We start from the raw sequence: 15,926 nt of genomic DNA on the forward strand, positions 1-15,926 counted from the left end.
TATCTGCTCGGGGGTCACTCAGATCACCGCCCCCGCGTTGACGTTCAGGACCTCGCCGACACAGAACGTGCCCTCGGCCACGAGGAAGGCGACGCAGAGGGCGACCTCCTCGGGGGTGACCAGCCGTCGAAGGGGCAGGGTGGCGAGGTACTCGGGGGCGCGCCAAGGCGAGTCCGGCCCGATGAGCGGGGTGTCGGTCGGGCCCGGGGCGACGGCGTTGACTCTGACGCCCCGGGGAGCGACCTCGGCGGCCAGGCTGCGCACCAGGCCGAGGATCGCCCCCTTGGCGGCGGCGTAGTGCGCGTCCTCGGCGCCCCCGCCGACCGCCAGCTCGCTGGTGATCGCGACGAAGGACCCGTCGCCCTCGCGGAGCATCGAGGGCAGCGTGGCCCGGGCCAGGTTCGCCGTCCCCGCCAGGTGGACCCGCAGCATGCGCCGCCACTGGTCGGCGGTGATGTCGGACACCGGCAGCATCTCGTAGTAGCCCGCGACGTTGACCGCGGCCGCGACGGGACCCATCCGGTCCTCGACCTCACGGATGGCCTCGACCATCGCGTCCGCGTCGGTGACGTCGACCTGCACACTGTGGTCGGCAGATGCCGACGGCTGCAGGTCGAGGCTGGCCACAGCCCAGCCCCGGGAGCCGAGCTCCGTCACGACAGCCCGTCCGATGCCGCTGGCGCCGCCGGTGACCACAGCGGAACGCGGGTGCCCCTTCGCACTGGTCTCCGTCACACGGCACCCCGCGCAAGGTCCTCGCGCTCGTCCTCGGCCTCTTCGATGTCGATGACGTGCGCATCGAGGATCCGCGAGCGGACCGACGCGAAGATCGCCGCGCCGACGACCCCGAGCACCCCCACCACGATCCAGACCGACCAGTCGAGGAAGCGGCGCTCGTAGACCGGTCGCGGCCAGGAGATGTTGAGGAACTCCAGCACCGCCCAGAGGGTGGCGACGACGGTGACCGGAAGCGACATGGCGCCGAGTGAGAACGGGCCCGGGCGCCACTTCCCGCGGAGCTGTACGACCAGGGCACCGACCAGGGGGAAGAGGAAGGCGAGGTAGAAGCCGCCCGTCGTGAAGTTGACCATCAGCGTGTAGATGTTGCTGGCGACGTTGCTGAGCAGGAACAGCCCCGCCCCGATCACCGTGGTGACCAGGATGGCCGCCGTCGGGATCCGCGCCCCGGTGCTGAGCCGGCCCAGGACGTGCGAGCCGGGAAGCGCGCCGTCGCGGGCGTAGGACCAGATGACCCTTGACGCAGACGTCTGAAGGGCGAGGAAGCTGGCCAGGAACCCGATGACGAACAGCAGCTCCACCGGCTTGGCGATGCCGGCGCCGAGAGCGCTCGTGAGGGTCTCGTAGACCGGGTCGGCCACGTCGCCTGCCGCGACGGCGTCCAGGTCCGGGATGGCCAGGACGATGGCGAGGCTGGAGTACATCACCACGATGGCGATGAAGGTCAGCGAGAAGATCACCGACTTCGGCAGGTTCTTGCGCGGCTCGTGCACCTCCTCGGCGATGGCGCCGGCGCTCTCGAAGCCGACGAACGACCACCCGATGAAGGCCACCGCGACCAGGAAGGGACCGGACAGGGACAGGTACCCCGTCGCGGCGTCTCCCCCACCCTGGGTCAGGACGCTGAGCGAGTTCTCGCGGTGGAAGAGCAGCAGCCAGGTGCCCAGGCCGAGGGAGCCGACCACCTCGGCGATGATGCTGGCGCTCATGAAGATCTTGAGGGCCTGACGGCCTACGAGGTTGACGGCCGTGCCCAGCAGCAGGATGACCAGGGCGATGGAGGCCCGCTGCGTGCCGCTGGGGGCCTCGACACCGGCGATGTTCGCGACGAAGCCGGCCGCTCCGAGCGCGACGGTCGCCATGGCGATGACGAGGGTCCACATGTAGGCCCAGCCGGCGAACCAGCCGTACCCCGTGCCGATCAGCCTGCGGGACCACTGGTAGATGGAGCCCTCGATCGGCCAGCGGGAGACCAGCATCGCGAACACGAAGGCCACGAGCAGCTGGCCCGCGAAGACCAGCAGGAAGCCCCACCAGAAGCTCGGCCCGGCGGCGGTCAGGGCCAGGCCGAAGATGCCGTAGAGCGCGACGATGGGGGAGATGAAGGCGAACGCGAAGGCGAACGAGGACCACAGGGTGAACTCGCGCCGCAGGACGTGGCCCTCGGTGATGTGAACAGGCTCTTGGGACATCGTTGTCTCCTCGCTCACTCTTGTTGACTCCACCATCGCCACGGCACGGGAGCCGCGCAAGGGCGTGGGCGAGAGTCGCTGGAGAGGCACTGTCGAGCAGGCTTGTCGTTGGAGGTTCCTACAAGTGCCAGCGGTCCGGGCCAGACCGGCGAACTAGGCTTGCGGCATGGCGAGGAGCACGGTGCCGACGGGAGGCACCGATGACTGACGCGTCAGCGGTCGCGACCTCGGGCGACAGCGGGCCGACGCTGCGGGAGCTGCTGGCCGTCGACTCCCTGAGGTTGCGCAGTCACACGTCACCAGAGGCGGCACTGGGCCGGGCGGTCAGGTGGGCGCACAGCACCGAGCTGCCCGACCCCTCCGCCTACCTCCGTGGCGGCGAGCTGGTCTGCACGGTCGGCACGACGCTCACCGGTGTCGAGCGTTGTGCCCGGTTCGTCGACTCCGTCGTGGCCGCTGGGGCAGTGGGCATCTGCTTCGGCACCGGCGACGTCCACGACGACGTACCCCAAGCTCTCGTCGAGGCGTGCCGCGCGGCCGGGCTGCCGCTGCTCGTGGCGCCCCGCGGGGCGCGGTTCAGTGCCATCGGCGAATACCTCACCAGCCGCAGGGTGGAGGCGGAGACAGCGCACCTGCGAGCCCGCGACGAGCTTGTGCCACGTCTCCTGGCCGGCCTGCGTGCTCACGCGCCCGTCGTCGACCTCCTCGAGGAAGCAGCCCAGCTCGTGGGTGGGCGCCTCGAGCTGCGCCTCCACGGCCGGACGATGGCCGCCGCGGGCGCCGAGCCGACCGCAGGCGACCTGTCGACCGACGACCTTTCGACCATGACGGCCAGAGTGGGCGGCGGCGAGCTCGTGTGGACCGGCCTGCGCGAGCGCCCTGACCCCACGCTGGTCGAGCAGCTGTCGCGCGTCGTCGAGGTGGCCCTCAGCGAGCGCGATGTCGAGGCGGCCCTGGAGAGGGAGCGCATCGGCCAGCTCCTCCTCCTGGTGCAGCAGCGGCTGCTCAACCCGACGGCTCTCGCGCCCTTCCTCGAGCAGGCGGGCCTGGGCTCCGCCGACATCGTCGTCTCGTGCTGGCCGGGCGGAGCCGCCAGTCTGCTGACCCGGCGGCTGGCGCCCGCGCTGATCGGAGAGGCGCCCGGCATCAGCCTGGTCGTGACCGGCGGGACCGAGCAGGTGACCGCCGCAGCCAGGGAGCTCGGCCTCGCCTGCGGCTATGGCAGTCCCGTGGCGCTGGGCCACCTGTCACAGGGCGTGTCGCAGGCCAGGGCGGCGCTGGAGCTGGCCTCCAGCCAGGGCGGTGTCGTTGGCCCCTCCGGACTGCTGAGCCTGGAGGGCCTGCTGGAACAACAGCCCGCCGCGCGCCTCGAGCCGTTCGTCGACCAGCTGGTGGCCCCCCTGCTCGCGTCGGACACCGACCGCGGGACCGAGCACATGTCCACCCTGCGCTCCTTCCTCGCCACCAACGGCTCCCTCCAGGCCACCGCCCGCGAGCAGTACCTCCACGTGAACACCGTCCGCCACCGCCTGGCGCGGATCAGGGACCTGACCGGTCGCGACCCCCTCGTGTTCGCCGACCGGGTTGCCCTGGCGATCGCGCTCTGGGCCTACGACCGGCGCGACCCCACATGACCCGACCGCGGGGCGGGCACCGGCCCGCCCCGCGGCATACGGTGGAACGCATGGCCAACCGTCTGGCGACGTCCACCTCCCCCTACCTGCTCCAGCACGCCGACAACCCCGTCGACTGGTGGGAGTGGTGCCCGGATGCCTTCGAGGAGGCCCGGCGGCGCGACGTGCCGGTGCTGCTCTCCGTCGGGTATGCCGCGTGCCACTGGTGCCACGTCATGGCGCACCAGTCGTTCGAGGACGAGGGGGTCGCCGAGGTCCTGAACCGCGACTTCGTGGCGGTGAAGGTCGACCGCGAGGAGCGGCCCGACATCGACGCCGTCTACATGCAGGCCACCACGGCGCTCACCGGTCAGGGCGGCTGGCCGATGACCTGCTTCCTCACCCCGGACGGCGAACCGTTCTACTGCGGCACCTACTTCCCCCGTGACCACTTCCTCCAGCTGCTCCAGGCGGTTTACGAGACGTGGCGGGGCCAGCGGGACCGGGTGCTCGAGACCAGCGGCTCGATCGTGGCCCGCCTGCGCGAGATGGGCGGCCCCCTGCCCGCCCGGCCGGTCGGCGAGGACGTGCTCGCGAACGCCGTCGCGCGGCTGCTGGGCCAGTTCGACGACGAGCGGGGCGGCTTCGGTGGCGCCCCCAAGTTCCCGCCGTCGATGGTGCTCGAGTTCCTGCTGCGCCACCACGGTCGCACCGGCTCGCGCGACGCCCTCTACATGGCCGAGCGGACCTGCGAGGCGATGGCGCGCGGCGGGATGTACGACCAGCTCGGCGGCGGCTTCGCGCGGTACTCGGTCGACGCCGACTGGGTCGTCCCCCACTTCGAGAAGATGCTCTACGACAACGCCCAGCTGCTGCGGGTCTACGCGCACCTGCACCGCACGACGGGTTCGCCGCTCGCCCGGCGCGTGGCGCTCGAGACCGCCGAGTTCCTGATGCGCGACCTGCGCACAGACCAGGGCGCGTTCGCGTCCGCCCTCGACGCCGACACCGACGGCGTGGAGGGCCTGACCTACGCGTGGACTCCGGCCCAGCTCACCGAGGTGCTCGGCCCGGACGACGGCGCGCGGGCAGCCGAGCTGCTCGGCGTGACCGACCGTGGCACCTTCGAGCACGGCACCTCGACCCTGCAGCTGCGGCGCGACCCGGACGACCCCGACTGGTGGCGGCATACCCGCGAGCGCCTGCTGAGGGTGCGCCAGGAGCGCCCGCAGCCGGCTCGCGACGACAAGGTGGTCACCGGTTGGAACGGGCTGGCTGTCGCCGGTCTCAGCGACGCCGGCGTGCTGCTCGACGAGCCCGCTCTCGTCGAGGCGGCCGTGGCGTGCGCCGACCACGTGGTGGGCACCCACCTGGTCGACGGCCGTCTGCGCAGGGCGTCGCGCGACGGGGCGGTCGGCGCTGCGGCCGGTGTGCTCGACGACTACGGCAACCTCGCCGAGGGGCTGCTCGCCCTCCACCAGGCCACGGCCGACCCGCGCTGGCTCGAGGTCGCCGGAAGCCTGCTCGACACCGCGCGGTCGCGGTTCGGCGACGGCAGCGGCGGCTTCCACGACACCGCCGACGACGCCGAGGCCCTGTTCACCCGGCCGCGCGGCCAGGGCGACAACGCCGAGCCCTCGGGCCAGTCCGCGATGGCGGGCGCCCTGCTCTCCTACTCGGCCCTCACGGGCAGCCCGGAGCACCGAGCCGCCGCCGACGCCGCCTTGGCCGCGTCGGGGCTGGTCGCCTCACGCGACCCGCGGTTCGCCGGCTGGACGCTGGCGGCCGCCGAGGCCGCGGCGGCGGGTCCCCTCCAGGTCGCCGTCGCCCACTCCCGGGCCCAGACGGCGCAGGCGCAGCCGCTGGTCGATCAGGTGCGGCGCTCCCACTCCCCCGGGCTGGTCCTCGCCCACGGCGAGCCGGGCACCCCCGGCATACCGCTGCTCGAGGGGCGGCCGCTCGTCGACGGCCGCCCGACGGCCTACGTGTGCCGCGGCTTCGTGTGCGACGCCCCGGTCACCAGCGCGGAGGCCCTGGAGACGGCGCTGGCGAGCGCCACGCAGGCGCCCTAGGCGGCGACGAGGTCGACGACCTGCTCGCGGGTCCAGTGGGGCGAGACGCCGGGGCAGTCGAGCAGGTAGTCCACCAGCGCGTCGTCGGCGTGCTCGTGGGTCTCCCGCAGCCCCCTGGCCACCATCGCCAGGTAGGGCTCCGACGGCGGGTTGTGCGGCAGCTCTGCGCTCTCGGGATTGGTGAAGGTCAGCACCGGGTGCCCCTCGAGCTCCCCCACCAGGTGCAGCGACTCGTAGCGGCCGGGGCCCAGGCTGTGCTGGCGCTCCTCGAGCACCGTGCTGAGGTCGAGGTCCTGCCCCGGGTCGCGGTGCATCTCCTGGGCGGCGACGTCGGCGAACTGGCTCTCCGTGATGAGGTAGGCCCGCGCGAGTGCCTGGCTGGGCGAGCTGGCGTCGTAGAAGGCCACGCCACCGTCCCACGTCGGCGAGTGCCAGCCGAAGAAGACCTGGCCGGGCAGCTCGAGGGCGGTGTCCCCCAGGGGGTGGGACCGGTCTCGGGCTCCGGGGTACGTCCGGGCGGCGCCCTCAGGTCGACCGCCCCTCAGGTAGCAGAGGAAGCGGTCGCGGGAGAGGTTCGAGCCATAGCTGGCGTACCAGACGTGCACCCACCCCACTGTGCCAAATGGTCACCCCGTAGTTCCAGTGGGCCATGGACAAACCACCCCGCACAGGCCCGGATTTCGTCCTATAGGACGAGGCAGCGGTATGCCGGGTCGGCCGCTTCCAGCGCGGTGCGCCCATCCTCCACGAGGTCGCGCCACTTTCGGGGCGCAGGCCCGCCGACCGGCATACGGTGGTCGCACGGCGACGCGGGGAGACGGTGTGGACGCCAGAAGGTCACGACAGCCGCGGGTGATGGCCGCCTGTGCGCTCGCGGCCGCCTGCCTCTGGGCCGCGCCGGCGCCGACGCAGGCCGTCTCGGACGTGGTGGTGTCGGTGCCGGCGGGCGCGGGAGCACACGGCTGGCACGCCGACGCGCCGTTCAACGTCACGGAGCAGATCACGGACCGAGCCGGCGTGCTCACCGGTGAGACCGAGGCGCTCCAGAAGGACCTTGACGCCCTGCGCTCCGAGCACAACCTGCAGCTCTACGTCGTCTACGTGAAGAGCTTCGACGGCACGAGCCCGCAGGCCTGGACCGAGCAGACCTTCGAGCGTTCCGGGCTGGGCGGCAACGACGTGCTGATGGCCGTCGCCGTGGACGATCGCCGCTACGCCACCTGGACCACCGAGGAGTCCGGCCTGACGCCGGAGGAGGACAGCGCGGTCCGCTCCGACTACATCGAGCCCCGGCTGGCCGAGGACGACTGGGCCGGCGCCGTGCGCGCCGCCGCCGACGGCTACGGCAAGGCCGCCGCCGGCGAGCTGTCCGGCGGCGGCTCCGCCTCCGACGGGTCGGGTGGAGGCCTCTCCCCCTGGCTGCTGCTCCTCCCCGCCGGCGCGGTGGGTGCGTATGCCGTCGCGAGACGCCGCTCCCGCCGCCGGCAGGGGCAGCCGAGCGGCTGGCCCCCTGGACAGGGACCGCAGGCTGCGCCCGTGCCGACCGAGGAGCTGCGCCGCCGGGCCGCCGCGGCCCTGGTCGAGGTCGACGACGCGATCCGCTCCTCGGCCGACGAGCTGTCCTTCGCCGAGGCGCAGTTCGGCGTGCAGGCGACCCGCCCGTTCAAGGAGGCGCTGGAGAGTGCTCGGGCCAGTGCGGCCGAGGCGTTTCGGCTCCAGCGCGAGCTGCAGGACCAGGAGTCTGCCGGCCAGGTGGACGAGCTGACCGTCCGCTCCCGGCTCGAGCAGATCATCGAGCTGGCCGGCGGCGCGGACCAGCGGCTCGACGCCCAGGAGGCCGAGTTCACCCGTTTGCGGAACCTCCAGGCCACGATCCCCCAGTTCCTGGCCGAGCTGCGGGTTCGCCTGGGTGAGGTGCGGCGACGCGTACCCGTGGCCGAGCAGGAGCTGGCCGGCCTGTCGGCGCAGTACCCGCCCGAAGCCCTGCGGACGGTCTCGGGCAACGTCACCCAGGCCGCGCAGCTGCTCGACTCGGCCGAGGACTTCGTCGAGACCGGCGAGGAGCACCTGCGCGAGCGCGACGACCGTCCTGCCGCGGTGGCCGCGGGCCGCGCGGCGGAGGAGGCAGTCGGCCAGGCCGACCGGCTGCTGACGTCGGTCGGCAACGCTCGCCAAGAGCTCGCGACCGCTGCCACCCGGCTCGATGCCGCCCTGGCGTCCATCTCCTCCGACGTCGCCGACGCCGAGCGACTCGGCGCCGACGACCAGCTCACGCGGACGGCCCTGGCCGCCGCCCGCGAGGCCATCTCCCGGGGCACGGCAGCCCGGGAGGGCGGCGACCCGCTCGAGGCGCTTCGGGTGCTCGGCCGGGCCGAGAAGGACCTCGACAACGCCCTGTCGCGCTACCGGGAGGCCGAGCAGCAGCGTCAGCGCAGCCGGCAGCTCCTCGACCAGCGGATGGCGCAGGTGCGCGCCCGGATCGCCAGCATCGACGAGTGGATCCAGAGCCGTCGCGGCGCCGTGGGGAACCGTGCCCGAATGCACATCGCCAACGCCCTGCGCCTCTGTGACGAGGCCGCGGCCCGGGCCGACGACGACCCCCAGCAAGCCGGCGCGCTGCTGAACCAGGCCGAGGCCGAGGGCGAGGAAGCCCTGCGTTCGGCCCAGGACGACGTGAACTCGTGGGGCCCGCCCGGCGGCAACACGTGGGGCACCCCGACCGGTGGTGGACGCCGGGGCCTGGACCCGACCTCCCTGATCCTCGGGGGCATCCTCAGCGGCGGCTTCGGCGGCGGCTGGGGCGGCGGCCGCGGAGGCGGCTGGGGCGGCTCGCAGGGCGGCTTCGGCGGGGGCGGCGGTGGCGGTGGCTTCGGCGGGGGTGGTGGCTTCTGAGGACCGGACCACCCGAACGACACGACCAGCTCACGATCAGCAGGACAGACACGGCGGAGACGCCGGGAGGAGAAGCAGATGACCCAGAAGACCAGCATCCTCGGACGCATCAGCCAGCTGGCCAAGGCCAACATCAACGCGTTGATCGACCGGGCCGAGGACCCCGAGAAGATGATCAACCAGCTCGTCACCGACTTCACCAACTCGATCGCCGAGGCGGAGGAGGCCGTGGCCCAGACCATCGCCAACACCCGCATGGCCGAGCAGGACCTGCAGATCGACAAGGACGCCGCGCTGGAGTGGGGCCACAAGGCCTCTGCCGCGTCGGCGAAGGCCGACGAGCTGCGGGCCGCCGGGGACACCGCCGGCGCCGACAAGTTCGACAACCTGGCCAAGGTGGCCCTGTCGCGCCAGATCGGCTACGAGCGCGAGGTGAAGGAGGCCGAGCCCCGCATCGCCCAGATGAACGCGACGGTCGACCAGCTCAAGGCCGGGCTGACGACCATGCGCACCAAGCTCGAGGACCTGCAGAACAGGCGCTCCCAGCTCGTCGCCCGGGCGCGCGCAGCCGAGGCCCAGGCGCAGGTGCAGGAGTCGATGGGCGCCATCGACGTGATGGACCCGACGAGCGAGCTGTCCCGCTTCGAGGACAGGATCCGCAAGCAGGAGGCCATGGTGCAGGGCCGCGCCGAGGCACGGGCCACGACGCTGGAGGACCAGTTCGCCGAGCTCGAGGACCACGGCGACGACGCCGAGGTCGAGGCCCGGCTCGCCGCCCTCAAGGGCGGCGCCGGCGGATGAGTCACCAGCGCGGCAGCGTCTAGGCCGAGGGGAGGATGCGGCCGTCGCGGAGCACCACGTCCGCAGCGGCCGCCCCAGCCGCGACGAGCACGGCGTTCGCCTCGTCGGAGCGGTGCACCCACTCCACGGCGTCCTGCGCCTCACGCCCGGCCGCGACGTGTCGTGCCACCAGCCGGTCGCGGCGCACGTCGTCGGCCAGCGCGCAGAACCACACCTCGTCGAGCAGGGCCCGCACGTCCCGCCACGGGCCGTCGTCGAGCAGCAGGTAGTTGCCCTCGGTCAGCACGAGGTCGGCCGTCGCGGGCACCGTCAGCGCGTCGGGCACGGGCTCGCCCTCCGCGTGGTCGAAGCTCGGGGCGGTGACCACGGGGCGGGCCGGGTCGCGCACGGCGGCCAGCACCGCGGCATACGCGTGCGCGTCGAAGGTGTCGGGGGCGCCCTTGCGGTCACGCTTCCCGAGCCGGTCGAGCTCGGCGTTGGTGAGGTGGAAGCCGTCCATGGGCACGTGCGCCACGCGGCCGGCGAGGTCGGGCCGGCCCTCGGCTGCGGCGAGCAGGTCCAGGACGAGCGAGGTCTTGCCGGCGCCCGGCGGCCCCGCGACCCCGACGACCACGCGGCGGCGGTGCTGCCCGCACAGGCGCTCGACGCGGTCGAGGAGGCGGTCGACGTCGGGGGTCATGTCAGGACCAGACCCCGAGGACCGACCCGCCGATGCGGATGATGAACGCGACGAGCACGATGATGAACACGACGCGCACGAACGCGCTGCCCTTGGCCACCGCGGTGCGGGCGCCGGTGTAGCCCCCGGCCAGGTTCATCACCGCCATCACCGCGCCAACCTTCCACATGACGTGCCCGCCCGGGATGAAGACGACCAGCGCGCCGAGGTTGGTGGCGAAGTTGGCGATCTTGGCCTTGGCGCTGGCCTCGAGGAACGCGTAGCCCATCAGGCCCACCAGGGCGAACACCATGAAGGAGCCGGTGCCGGGCCCGAGGGCGCCGTCGTAGACGCCGATGCAGAAGCCGGTCAGCATCGCGATGACCGTGTGCTTGTGGCCGTCGAACCGCAGCGCGGTCTCGTGGCCCATCTTGGGTCGCGCGACGGTGTAGGCGCCGACCACGACGAGCATCACGAGGATGATCGGGTTGAACGCGCTCTTGGGGATGTGCAGGCCGATGAGCGCCCCGCCCACGGCCCCGAGAAAGGCCACGCCCGCCATGGGCAGGGCGGTCCGCAGGTCGGGCCGGACCCGGCGCACGTAGGTCAGCGAGCTGGTCGCGGTGCCGAAGATCGACCCGAACTTGTTGGTCGCGAGCAGCTGGGCCGGGGTGGCCCCGGGGAAGCCGAGCAGCAGGGCGGGCAGCTGGATCAGCCCCCCGCCACCGACGACCGCGTCGACCCAGCCGGCGCTGAAGGCGGCCACGCCCATCAGCGCCAGGGTGGTCAGGTCGGGATCCGGCACGGGGCTACCGCGACAGCTCCGCCAGCCATCCGTCGACGATGTCGAGGATGTCGAGCAGCTCGTGGGCCTTGGCGTCGGGCGTGACGTCGACGGCGACCTGCTGGTCGAGCGGGATGTCGGAGTGCGGGATCCAGATCGCGCGCATGCCCACCTGCTGCGGGCCGTGGACGTCCTCGAAGAGCCGGTCGCCGACGTAGACCGACCGCTCGGGGGCCACCCCGACGGAGGCGCACGCGGCCCGGAACGCCTCCGGGTGGGGCTTCACCACGTGGATCTCGGAGGAGTACACGTCGCCGTCGAGCAGGTGCAGCACGCCGTCGCGCTGGAACACCTCGCGGTGGAAGGCGCGGGTCCAGATGGTGTTGGAGAGCACGCCCACGCGGATGCCGCGGTCGCGCAGCCCCTCCCACAGCGGTCGCACCTGCGGGTCGGTGTGGGTGTGCGGCTCCCAGAAGCGCCGGTATGCCGCGAGCGCCAGGTGGTGCCGGTCGTGCCCCGGGTCGACGCCGGCCTCCTCGAGGATGGTGGCGATGGAGGCGCTCTCGTGCGTGGACCTGCCGCGCTTCCAGGCGCGCTCCTCCGCCTCGTGGATGCGCAGGGCGAGGCTGTCCGCCTCCGCGAGGTCCTCGGCGGGCATCGCGGTGTCCTCGACGGGCAGGCCGTGCACCTCGCGGGCGAAGACTCGCCACTGCTGCGGCAGGTCGACCTCGTGCCAGGGCGTCAGGGTGCCGCCCCAGTCGAAGATGACCGCCTCGATGGCCGGGGTGCGCTCGCTCACTCCCCCGCTCCGCGGACGGCTGCGGCCACCGCCGCCACGACGTCGTCGACGGCCACCTCGGTGCGCTCGCCCGAGCGGCGGTCCTTGATCTCGACCTTGCCCTCGGCGAGGCCGCGGCCGACGACGACGATGGTCGGCACGCCGATGAGCTCGGAGTCCTTGAACTTCACGCCCGGGCTGACGCCCTTCCGGTCGTCGTAGATGACCTCGAGACCTTCGCCCTCGAGGGCGCGGGCGATCTCGGCAGCCCTGACGAAGACCTCGTCGTCCTTGCCGGTGGCCACGAGGTGGACATCGGCAGGGCTGATCTCGCGGGGCCAGACCAGGCCGAGCTCGTCGTGGTTGCCCTCGGCGACGGCGGCCACCGCGCGGGACACTCCTACGCCGTAGGAGCCCATCGTCACGACGACGAGCTTGCCGTTCTGGTCGAGCACCTTGAGGTCGAGCGCCTCGGCGTACTTCCGGCCCAGCTGGAAGATGTGGCCCATCTCGATGCCGCGGGCGGTCTCGAGCACGTGCCCGCAGCTGGGGCACTCGTCGCCCGCGCGGACCTCGGCGGCCTCGATGGTGCCGTCAGCGGTGAAGTCGCGGCCGACCACCAGGTCGATGACGTGCTTGCCGGGCTCGTTGGCGCCGGTGACCCAGCGGGTCCCCTCGACGACGCGCGGGTCGAGGAGGTAGCGCACCTTGGCGGTGCCGGTCTCGCCGAGCGCGCCGGGCCCGATGTAGCCCTTGACCAGCGCCGAGTTCTCGGCGAACGCCTTCTCGTCGAACGCCTCGACCTCGGCGGGAGCCACCTGGGCCTCGAGCCGCTTCTCGTCGATCTCGCGGTCTCCGGGCACGCCGATGGCCAGCGGCTCGCGGTGACCGTCGGGGTAGGCGAGCGTGACGAGCACGTTCTTGAGGGTGTCGGCCGCGGTCCAGGGCCGGTCCCCGCGCGGGAAGCGCTCGTTGAGGTGGTCGACCAGCGTCTCGATGGTCGGGGTGTCCGGGGTGTCCTCGACGTGCGCCGCAGGCGCGTCGTCGTAGGGCAGGGCGTCGGGGACGGGCACGCGCACGGCCTCGACGTTCGCGGCATACCCACAGCTGGTGCAGCGCACGTAGGTGTCCTCGCCGTGCTCGGCGGTGGCGAGGAACTCCTCGGACTTGCTGCCGCCCATGGCGCCCGCCATCGCCTCGACGATGACGTAGTGGAAGCCGAGGCGGTTGAAGATGCGGACGTAGGCCTCGCGGTGCAGCTGGTAGGCCTTCTCCAGGCCGGCCTCGTCGACGTCGAAGGAGTAGGAGTCCTTCATGACGAACTCGCGGCCGCGCAGGAGGCCCGCGCGAGGGCGCGCCTCGTCGCGGTACTTCGTCTGGATCTGGTACAGCGAGAGCGGCAGGTCCTTGTAGGACGAGAACAGGTCCTTGACCGTGAGGGTGAACATCTCCTCGTGGGTCGGCCCGAGCAGGTAGTCGGCGTCCTTGCGGTCCTTGAGGCGGAAGATGTTGTCGCCGTACTCCTCCCAGCGGCCGGTCGCCTCGAAGGGCTCCTTCGGCAGCAGGGCGGGGAAGAGCAGCTCCTGGGCGCCGATGGCGTCCATCTCCTCGCGGACGATCTGCTCGACGTTGCGCAGGACCTTCAGGCCGAGGGGCAGCCAGGTGTAGATGCCCGGGCTGACGCGGCGGATGTAGCCCGCCCGGACCAGCAGCTTGTGGCTCGGCAGCTCGGCATCGGCCGGGTCCTCGCGAAGGGTTCGCAGGAACAGGGCGGACATGCGCAGAACCACAGGATTCTCCTCAGGGGTGTCGGAACCACCCGAGGATATCGGTCACACCTGCTGGATCCGCACCACGGCGGCGTGCTCGTGCGACGTGTAGTGGGCCCGGTGCCTCTCGTAGAGCGCGCGGGCAAGCCCACGGGCTCCCCCTCGTCGGTGAGGGCGACCCGCGACATCGCGCAGGCAGGCCTGGGCCAGGCGGCGCAGGCCGGGCAGGTCGGCCTCCGTGAGAGGCGCCCACACGAGTCCCGGCACTCAGAACCTGCCGGCAGCGCGCAGGGCTGCGCGGATCAGGGGGACCTGCAACGGCAGCCGGGCGAGGGTCGCCACGAAGGTCGCCTTGGCGGTCGTGTCGTCGCGCCTCGCCGCTCGCTTCCCGTGGCTGACGCTCATCTGGACGTTGCCGGGAAACACCGCGAGCAGCAGTGCGGCGCTCGCCCAGCCCGCCGCGCGGCGAGTGCGGGGGTGGAGCAGACCTGCTGCGCAGACGAGCTCTGCGACGCCCGAGGCGTAGACCAGCCCGCGCCGGGTCGGCAGGGCTCGGGGCACGAGCGGCTCGAAGACGTCGGGCTTGACCAGGTGCGTGACTCCCGAGACGAGGAACAGCCCCGCCAGGCCGGCGATGTCCCTCGTGAGCTCCGGGGGCTCCGTGGTCCGGGCCAGGTCGGGGAGGTCGGCGCTCATGGCGGTCATCCTTTCAGGCCCCCGGGGGCCGCTACGGCGCCTCGGTGTCAGAGCAGGACGGTGGTGAAGGAGCCGACGTCCTCGAAACCGACGTGGGCGTAGGTGGCCCGGGCGCTGGTGTTGAAGTCGTTGACGTAGAGCGTGACCCACGGCGCACGCGCGTCCATGACCTGCTCCACCACGGCTGCCATGGCCGGCACCGCGATCCCCTGCCCGCGCAGTCGCGGGGCCAGCCACACCCCTTGGATCTGAGCGCAGCCCAGCGCCACGGAGCCGATGTCGGCCTTGAAGACGACCTCGCCGTCCTCGACGATCACGTAGGTGTGCTGCCGCTCGATGAGCGCGAGGAGCGACGTGCGGTAGGCGTGCCCGCTGCCGGTGTAGGGCGCGTAGCCGATCTCGGCGGTGAACATGTGGGCCGCGGCGGGCAGGACGAGGTCGACCTCGTCGGGGCTGGCCGGCCGCACCCGGGGGTCGAGGGGCACGCCGAGCTCGGAGGGTCGCTCCATCGTGCTCATCAGGGGCTGGTGGGGTCGCACGGCGCGGGCCGGGCCCCAGGACGGCGACAGCAGCCGCCAGAGCTCGTTCACCTGCTCGGTGGGGCCGAGCAGGGAGGCACAGTGGCGGCGCCAGCGGCGCACACGCTCGGCGAAGGCCGGGATGCTGTCGGCGTCGGCGGCGACGGGCACGAGGTTGGCGCTGGCCCAGCACAGCGACTGGAGCCGGCCGTCCTCCCGGTAGCCGAGGAGGGTGCCGGGCTGGCTGCTGAGCACGCCTTCGAGGATGCGCGCCGCCACGAAGACGTTGGCGGCGAGGTCACGGCTGCAGAGCTCGAGCGCGTCGTCGCGGTCGGCTGTGGTCAGCGCCTGCACAGGCGACTTGGTGCGCAGCACGGGGTCAGCCTATGTGCTGGCGTGCTCGGCGGGCGCGTCATTGGGCGCTTGACTAGGGTCGGCAGCATGCGCATCGGCAGGAATCTCGAGGTCCGACCGCTCGGCGGCCTGCCCGGCTGCCTGGCCATGATCCTCTTCTCGGTCGTGGCCTCGATCCTGCTCACGGTGCTGCTCAACCTGCTGCTCCGCTGACGCGGTCCACAAGGACCGCAGCGTCGTCACGTCATCCACAGGCGGTGACTCTCGTGTTGCCCTTCACTCATAGGTATGCCGCCGCATTGCCTTGCGCTGCAAGGGTTTCCGTTGATGGCTGGTTGATCTGGGCTGTCGGTGGTCGCCCCTAGGGTTGTCGTCATGGAGGGGACAGCCTGCCTGAGTCTCGCGCAGTGTCGCGACAAGCTTGCCGCTGCCTCGGAGGCGATGCGTGCCTTGGGGGATGTGCTGTGGCAGGCGCCCTCAGGTGGTGGGCCGGACGGGTTGGCCGGCCTGCTCGGTGAGGTGGACGCGCTGGTCTTGGCCGGCGAGGCCGGCCGGGTGGCGGTCGTGCGCGAGGCCATGGAGCGCGGAGAGACCTCCGGGGGTCCGGCGGCGATGACGACGGTGCAGTGGGTCAGGCATCACGCGCCGTCGACGAGGGCCGGCGGGGCCGGGACCATCGTGGCCGTGGCGCAGGCCTTCCAGAAGCAGGTCAACGCTCCGGTGAAGGAGGCCGTCGAATCCGGTCGGTTGCCGGTGGGCTCAGCCGCGGCCGTCGTGAGCG

The 15,926-nt window shown here is 72.4% G+C and carries 15 protein-coding genes and 1 pseudogene; 6 read left to right on the forward strand and 10 right to left on the reverse strand.

The features are described 5' to 3' along the window. Positions 1-18: 18 nt before the first annotated feature. Positions 19-735 carry an SDR family oxidoreductase gene (locus tag P0Y31_RS10050; RefSeq protein ID WP_275868807.1) on the reverse strand — a complete coding sequence of 239 codons (717 nt, stop codon included), beginning with the start codon at positions 733-735 and terminating at the stop codon, positions 19-21. Beyond that, positions 732-2,210, reverse strand: coding sequence for an amino acid permease (locus P0Y31_RS10055; RefSeq protein ID WP_275868809.1), 1,479 nt, complete (start codon positions 2,208-2,210; stop codon positions 732-734). The genes P0Y31_RS10050 and P0Y31_RS10055 overlap by 4 nt, the downstream gene beginning before the upstream one ends. Positions 2,211-2,410: 200 nt before the next feature. Here P0Y31_RS10055 and P0Y31_RS10060 point away from each other — a divergent pair, with 200 nt between their 5' ends. Next, the gene (locus P0Y31_RS10060; protein WP_275868812.1) at positions 2,411-3,844 is read left to right on the forward strand and encodes a PucR family transcriptional regulator; all 1,434 of its coding nucleotides are present in this window, start codon (positions 2,411-2,413) and stop codon (positions 3,842-3,844) included. A 50-nt stretch (positions 3,845-3,894) separates the two neighbouring features. Further along, complete coding sequence (locus P0Y31_RS10065) at positions 3,895-5,895, forward strand: thioredoxin domain-containing protein (protein ID WP_275868814.1); 2,001 nt, start codon at positions 3,895-3,897, stop codon at positions 5,893-5,895. Here P0Y31_RS10065 and P0Y31_RS10070 read toward each other — a convergent pair. Beyond that, positions 5,892-6,500, reverse strand: coding sequence for a histone deacetylase (locus P0Y31_RS10070; RefSeq protein ID WP_275868817.1), 609 nt, complete (start codon positions 6,498-6,500; stop codon positions 5,892-5,894). The genes P0Y31_RS10065 and P0Y31_RS10070 overlap by 4 nt on opposite strands. A gap of 250 nt (positions 6,501-6,750) precedes the next feature. On the opposite strand from P0Y31_RS10070, the gene P0Y31_RS10075 reads away from it, so the two are divergent. Next, entirely contained in the window at positions 6,751-8,787 is a 2,037-nt protein-coding gene (locus P0Y31_RS10075) for a TPM domain-containing protein (RefSeq protein WP_275868820.1), read from the forward strand. Positions 8,788-8,865: 78 nt separating this feature from the next. Beyond that, positions 8,866-9,588 (forward strand): PspA/IM30 family protein, encoded by a 723-nt coding sequence (locus P0Y31_RS10080; protein WP_275868823.1) that lies wholly within the window; start codon positions 8,866-8,868, stop codon positions 9,586-9,588. A 19-nt stretch (positions 9,589-9,607) separates the two neighbouring features. Here the strand turns inward: P0Y31_RS10080 and P0Y31_RS10085 are convergent, their stop codons facing one another. The 7 genes from P0Y31_RS10085 to P0Y31_RS10115 are packed head-to-tail and all read right to left on the reverse strand — an operon-like array spanning position 9,608 to position 15,166. Then, entirely contained in the window at positions 9,608-10,267 is a 660-nt protein-coding gene (locus P0Y31_RS10085; protein ID WP_275868826.1) for a nucleoside/nucleotide kinase family protein, read from the reverse strand. A gap of 1 nt (position 10,268) precedes the next feature. Beyond that, positions 10,269-11,051: a TSUP family transporter gene (locus P0Y31_RS10090; protein ID WP_275868828.1), complete on the reverse strand. Its 783-nt coding sequence runs from the start codon at positions 11,049-11,051 to the stop codon at positions 10,269-10,271. A 4-nt stretch (positions 11,052-11,055) separates the two neighbouring features. Then, a complete protein-coding gene (locus P0Y31_RS10095) occupies positions 11,056-11,829 on the reverse strand; it encodes an HAD family hydrolase (RefSeq protein WP_275868830.1) in 774 nt (257 codons plus the stop codon). Continuing rightward, entirely contained in the window at positions 11,826-13,598 is a 1,773-nt protein-coding gene (locus P0Y31_RS10100; RefSeq protein ID WP_275868832.1) for a proline--tRNA ligase, read from the reverse strand. Before P0Y31_RS10100 ends, P0Y31_RS10095 begins: the two co-directional genes overlap by 4 nt. A gap of 42 nt (positions 13,599-13,640) precedes the next feature. Then, complete coding sequence (locus P0Y31_RS10105; protein ID WP_275868835.1) at positions 13,641-13,844, reverse strand: hypothetical protein; 204 nt, start codon at positions 13,842-13,844, stop codon at positions 13,641-13,643. Next, positions 13,845-14,273 (reverse strand): MauE/DoxX family redox-associated membrane protein, encoded by a 429-nt coding sequence (locus P0Y31_RS10110; protein WP_275868837.1) that lies wholly within the window; start codon positions 14,271-14,273, stop codon positions 13,845-13,847. It lies immediately after the preceding gene. Between the two features lie 47 nt (positions 14,274-14,320). After that, positions 14,321-15,166 (reverse strand): GNAT family N-acetyltransferase, encoded by an 846-nt coding sequence (locus P0Y31_RS10115; protein WP_275803998.1) that lies wholly within the window; start codon positions 15,164-15,166, stop codon positions 14,321-14,323. Between the two features lie 66 nt (positions 15,167-15,232). Here P0Y31_RS10115 and P0Y31_RS10120 point away from each other — a divergent pair, with 66 nt between their 5' ends. Both P0Y31_RS10120 and P0Y31_RS10125 read left to right on the forward strand, forming a co-directional pair. Next, on the forward strand, positions 15,233-15,358 hold the full coding sequence (locus P0Y31_RS10120) for a hypothetical protein (protein ID WP_275868840.1): 126 nt from the start codon (positions 15,233-15,235) through the stop codon (positions 15,356-15,358). Between the two features lie 162 nt (positions 15,359-15,520). Beyond that, positions 15,521-15,926 (forward strand): annotated as a pseudogene (locus P0Y31_RS10125) (hypothetical protein); the annotation flags it as partial.

Origin of the sequence: Knoellia sp. 3-2P3 (assembly GCF_029223115.1) — a bacterium.
Taxonomy (GTDB): Bacteria; Actinomycetota; Actinomycetes; order Actinomycetales; family Dermatophilaceae; genus Pedococcus_A.

Coding starts and splice junctions, on each gene's coding strand:
- P0Y31_RS10055 (WP_275868809.1), bottom strand. CDS start 2,210: ATGTCCCAAGAGCCTGTTCACATCACCGAGGGCCACGTCCTGCGGCGC.
- P0Y31_RS10120 (WP_275868840.1), top strand. CDS start 15,233: ATGCGCATCGGCAGGAATCTCGAGGTCCGACCGCTCGGCGGCCTGCCC.
- P0Y31_RS10080 (WP_275868823.1), top strand. CDS start 8,866: ATGACCCAGAAGACCAGCATCCTCGGACGCATCAGCCAGCTGGCCAAG.
- P0Y31_RS10065 (WP_275868814.1), top strand. CDS start 3,895: ATGGCCAACCGTCTGGCGACGTCCACCTCCCCCTACCTGCTCCAGCAC.
- P0Y31_RS10110 (WP_275868837.1), bottom strand. CDS start 14,273: ATGAGCGCCGACCTCCCCGACCTGGCCCGGACCACGGAGCCCCCGGAG.
- P0Y31_RS10060 (WP_275868812.1), top strand. CDS start 2,411: ATGACTGACGCGTCAGCGGTCGCGACCTCGGGCGACAGCGGGCCGACG.
- P0Y31_RS10085 (WP_275868826.1), bottom strand. CDS start 10,267: ATGACCCCCGACGTCGACCGCCTCCTCGACCGCGTCGAGCGCCTGTGC.
- P0Y31_RS10075 (WP_275868820.1), top strand. CDS start 6,751: ATGGCCGCCTGTGCGCTCGCGGCCGCCTGCCTCTGGGCCGCGCCGGCG.